Origin of the sequence: Pedobacter sp. (genome assembly GCF_035566355.1) — a bacterium.
GTDB lineage: Bacteria > Bacteroidota > Bacteroidia > Sphingobacteriales > Sphingobacteriaceae > Pedobacter.
The window spans coordinates 1-4,944 of the sequence record NZ_DATMRL010000575.1 but is presented as its reverse complement, the minus strand read 5'-3'; the positions used below and the strand labels follow the sequence as shown (position 1 = coordinate 4,944).

The following is a 4,944-nucleotide window of genomic DNA, read 5'->3' as shown; positions in this document are numbered from 1 at the left end:
CGAAGTGAAACTGAATTACCAACTCTAATTAAACGACCTAATGGGGTTCTATAAGAAAAATTATCGTTTGGAATAGGCCACGGTGAACCTATATAGTCCAGCTTTAACCAACGATTTGTCCAAGCATCAGGATTAACCACGAAACCATTATGATGTATCAGTAAACAATGGGATGTTTGAATATGTTTGTGAAGTTCTGATATTATCCTCTCATTCCAAGTTGCTATATTCGTGCAGTTATCATCAATAATATTTTTAACTGCGCCCCATCTTATCTGCTTACAGGATAAATCCAAAGCTTTTTGCTGAACCTTCTGATAATAATGCGATCCATAAGCAATCAAAGTTACTTTCGGAATTTTTATCATAAATAATCAGCTTGTAGAGTTACCAATGCTTCTTTAACCGAAATTGGCTGCACATCCGGCTTGCTTTCTTTTGCCAAATCAAAAATTAATTTCCTGCCAGTTCCGACATAAATTAATTTCGTCTGCTTATCCCAATTCTTAATCACATTTATAATCTTCGGCGCAATCTTGTCAACATAATCTCCCAAAGTCCACTGATCAAAAAAAGCTTTATCATATTTCCAAGGTCGCTGTTTAAATAAAGTTCTGATCGCCAGACAGCCAGCCGGATGATCCATTGCAATTGATTCTGCGATCTGCTTGGTTCTCGAATACCAGTTAACTGGATTCTTGGCATATTCGGTTGAAATATAAACTAATGGCACATCTGAATAAACAGTAGAAATTTTTAGCGTCCCGACTACATTCACATTAAAACATTCTTCTCTTTCTTTCTCTGCTTTAACAACATCAGTATAAGCGGCAGCGTGGATTATCAAATCACATTTTAATCTAGGCGGATCTAAAATATCAAACTTTTTATGCGAGGGAGCATTAAATTTAGATAACTTCCGCAATTCTTTTCCAAGCAATCCGCTACCGCCTGTTAGCAGTATCATAAAAGTTCAAAACCTGATTAATAATGTACTGAATATCTAAATCAGAAAGATTGTCATGTACGGGTAAACTCAACAAATTTTTCCAAACTCGATCCGTTACTGGCAACGGATTTTTCTTTGCCTTTTTCCAGTAAGTCATTTCTGAAAGTGGTTTAAAGTGTACTGACGTTGTAATTCCTTTTTCCGCCAAATAATCTGATAAGCCGTCTCGATCTTCAAATTGCGGCGTGTAATACTGTACAGTCTCCGAGTACGCTGGCTCTTCAAACCAAGCATGATCTTTAAACGCTTCATTATATCGTCTCTGAATTGTCCGACGTCTAGCTAAAGTCAAGGGCAAGCGTCTCAATTGTCCTAAACCTATCACAGCCTGCACGTCAGTCATATACGCTTTGATGCCTTGACCCTGTCGAATATCGTAATCCCACGTATACTTTTTCCCTACTCGATCCCATGTAGATTTTTCTACCCCCAACCACGTCAGTGTCCTTAATTTTTTATATATCGCTTCATCATTGGTTGTTATCGCACCACCATCAAATATTGGTAAACTTTTGACTGCTTGAAATGACCAAATCGTTATATCCGCAAATTCACCAGCTCCCTTTGTATAACAAGCATGAGCCGCATCCTCAATTATTAAAGGTTTAACTTTCTTTTCTATGCAAATTTCTTTTATTCGTTTAATATTTGCTAATCTACCGTGTGAATCAACAACAATAATTGCTTTAACATCAATAGGTTGATTATATACTCCATTAAATATAGTTTCAGGATTTAAACAAAGAGAATCTTCCTCAATATCTCCAAAAACAACTTCCATTTCATTCCATTCACCAACTATCGCGTCTGATACAAAAGTCATTGGAGTTGTAATCAATTCGCCGCCTTTAATATCATAAACTTTTAAACACAAATCTAAAGCTGAAGTGCCAGAATTAGTCATAATGCAATATTTTGATCCAACATATTCCGCAAACTTTTCTTCAAACTCAAAACATTTCGGCCCCTGACCAACCCAACCGCTTCGCATAACATCTAATAGTTCCTGTAAAGTCTGTTCGTCATAACTTGGCTGTAGCACTGGGATGTTGTTCATATTTTCTTCTTAATAATTCGTATTCTAAAAGTTTTCTTTCATCACTAAGTAAATAAGTTTTCTGACCTAGGTGAAGTCCTATAACCACATTCACTTTATTTAAAATCTTTGGCTTGCCGTAATTGTGATAAAGTCGTTTGTACAAATCTAAGTCGAGTACCCAGTGAAATTCCGGATCAAATCGTTCTTCCACCTCTCGTTTAAAAGTTAAAACTGACGGCGACCCAATTGTATTTTCTGACTCGGAATAAAAAGGAAAGTGATCGTTAAATTGAGTTATTCCATCTGAATGAGCGCAACCACTAACCATCCAAGAAGCGTATCCAACAAAATATCTATTAATATCTTCTAAAGAACTCTCGGTATTAAAATAATCATCTTGATATAAAATCTTAATCAGTTTCCCTTTAGCATTTTCAATCGCGTGATTGGTATTATTCGCCATTCCTTTACTACCCTTATTTTTAACATATCTTACCTGGTACTTATGACAAAAAATCTTTAGCTGATCATCATCTGAATCATCAGAAACCACTATCTCGTAATCCTTAAAAGTTTGAGAAACGATGCTGTCCAAATTTCTTTTCAAAAACTGAACAGCATTAGACATATTATAGACGGGAACAACTATAGAAATTTTTGGACTAACCATTGTAGTAAACTAATTTTTTTCACTCCTTCTCCCGCATCCAATGAAGCCTTACGGCAAACACTGGAACAAAACACCAGCTCACCACGATACCATTTATCTCGTATCTTATTCCAACACCTATGGCATCGCATAATTCCTCCTAAATTCTGATCCATTCAGATGGACATATCGTCAATTCTTTACCTGAAGTATACCAATTTTCAACTGAAGGAGCTATTGTTTTATTTCCACTTAAATAAGCACACCAGTAAGAGTATGAACTATTTGCAATAATATGACTCTTACATCTAGCCATTTTATTAAAATCTCCTAATTCAGAACTATAAGAAATTTCATATTCTGTTTCATGTAAAAGATCACTCATATTCCATAATATATCGTCATCATCACTAAATATCATAAATTTTTCACCTCTAAACTGTTCAATAGCTTTTTTATAATAATCAGTTTTTATCAAATCTACATAAAAATTATTATCAGAATAAGCTGGTTCGTCAGGATTATCGGGATTTTTCCCGCGCCGAATATGAATAGAAACATAATCCAAAGGTTCACCTTCTTGTTTAAATAATTGTCTAAGTTCTTCCCTATATTTATCAAAATATCTATAATCCTGTAAATAAATATCGGGAATTTTACCTTCACGAAATTGTCCCCAAATAAATGCTAATTGAAAAAATCTATTTCCATATCTACCAAATTGTTTATCTTGTACATTTACCATAAATTAAAATCTTTATTTATTTGTACCATTAATTCTTCGTGGTGATCTAACGCGTCATGGATCATAGACTTTTCTTTAGTTCGATATAACACCAATACATCTTTTAATGTTTTAATCTTCGCATTGCGAGTTAACAAATTAAACCACAAATGATAATCTTCATATCCAAATATCATACGCGGCGAGTAACCACCAACTTCCCAAAGTTTACTTCGTCTAATAGCAGAAAAATAAGGTATTCGATTTCCTGTGTTAAAATCTTCTATCGTCGGATTATCCATTAAAATAACTTCTTGATTTCTAACTCCAAATTCTTTAAATGACGGAGCGATAATATCCGCTTCAGGATTTTCTTTAATTGCTACTAAAATCTTTTCTAAACAATTTTCTTTAATCATATCATCAGCATCCAAAGGAAATATCCAGTCAAATTTAGCGTTCATTATACCTGTATTTCTAGCCGATGCCAGTCCTTTATTCACCTGATCTATAACTTTAACATTACTCCAAACTCTGTATCTCTTTGCTATTTCTAAACTATTATCAGTACTACCATCATTAACAATAATAATTTGTACTCTTTCTCCTAAATTATTATCTAAAATAGAATCAATACAATCATTTAAATATTCCTGTTGATTATATACTGGAACAATTACGCTGATCATTTTTGTAAACTTCCCAATTCTTTAGTTATCTTTTGAACATGCTCCCCACCACCTGGCTGAAAAGAAAACTTTTTAGTCAAAGTTACTAATTTCGGTTGATAATCTTGCCCCCACATAGGTTTAAAATATTCTTCAATCAAACTATCAGGATATGTATAACTCGGTGTAAGCACAATACTCGGCGGATTATCAAATAAATATTTATTCCAATGCGATTCATCATTCCAAACAGATATATAATTATTTGTAAAATCTTTATCAATATTTTTTTTCATTGCTTTCATAGCCTCAATAAACTTATCAGCTCTTCCCCCATTTACACCACCTGCAAAATACATCGGCATAAATCTGGCTTTACCATTATCATTAATAACTTTACCTGGTCTTTTAATATAAGCTGTTGATTTTTCATCCGGTTCATAAGGGGGCCACCATTCTTTACGAACAGCATACATCGGTTGCAAAACTGCAGTTAATCCATCCCCTAAAATCTCATCACCAACAACATTAACAAATCGCATATCTATATCACAATAAAAAATATAATCGTATTCTCTTAACTTTTCCTCTTGCTGTAAAATCGTATGGTAACGCATAAGAGTTGGCATAGGCCATTCGATCTTTTCAATCGGAAACACTGTTGCTCCCAAATTTTTTCGATTCTCTTGTAAATTCTTAAAACTTTCTTGAATTTCTAAAATTATCTGTTGATGCAATGCCGGATTATTTAATGGCAATGTAGTATCAAGAGTAGTTTGCTCTGCTTTTTTAAAAGCTTCCGTATCTTCCGCCTCTGGAATATCTGACCAAAGAAAAAAGTCGGTATTATGACCT

General features: G+C 34.0%; 7 protein-coding genes. All 7 read right to left on the bottom strand.

The window, feature by feature from the left end; all coding sequences use genetic code 11:
- Nucleotides 1–368, bottom strand: a 368-nt coding sequence (locus VNZ46_RS22640) for a hypothetical protein (RefSeq protein WP_325562866.1), incomplete at its 3' end; no start/stop codon positions are given.
- The gene (locus VNZ46_RS22635; RefSeq protein WP_325562864.1) at nt 365–967 is read right to left on the bottom strand and encodes a sugar nucleotide-binding protein; all 603 of its coding nucleotides are present in this window, start codon (nt 965–967) and stop codon (nt 365–367) included. The genes VNZ46_RS22635 and VNZ46_RS22640, both read right to left, overlap by 4 nt.
- Complete coding sequence (locus VNZ46_RS22630; RefSeq protein ID WP_325562862.1) at nt 945–2,066, bottom strand: DegT/DnrJ/EryC1/StrS aminotransferase family protein; 1,122 nt, start codon at nt 2,064–2,066, stop codon at nt 945–947. Before VNZ46_RS22630 ends, VNZ46_RS22635 begins: the two co-directional genes overlap by 23 nt.
- Nucleotides 2,032–2,718: a glycosyltransferase family 2 protein gene (locus VNZ46_RS22625; RefSeq protein WP_325562861.1), complete on the bottom strand. Its 687-nt coding sequence runs from the start codon at nt 2,716–2,718 to the stop codon at nt 2,032–2,034. The genes VNZ46_RS22630 and VNZ46_RS22625 overlap by 35 nt, the downstream gene beginning before the upstream one ends.
- A gap of 139 nt (nt 2,719–2,857) precedes the next feature.
- On the bottom strand, nt 2,858–3,442 hold the full coding sequence (locus VNZ46_RS22620) for an alpha-1,2-fucosyltransferase (protein WP_325562859.1): 585 nt from the start codon (nt 3,440–3,442) through the stop codon (nt 2,858–2,860).
- Complete coding sequence (locus VNZ46_RS22615) at nt 3,436–4,110, bottom strand: glycosyltransferase family A protein (protein ID WP_325562857.1); 675 nt, start codon at nt 4,108–4,110, stop codon at nt 3,436–3,438. Before VNZ46_RS22615 ends, VNZ46_RS22620 begins: the two co-directional genes overlap by 7 nt.
- On the bottom strand, nt 4,107–4,944 hold an 838-nt coding region (locus VNZ46_RS22610; RefSeq protein WP_325562855.1), incomplete at its 5' end, for a hypothetical protein. The genes VNZ46_RS22615 and VNZ46_RS22610, both read right to left, overlap by 4 nt.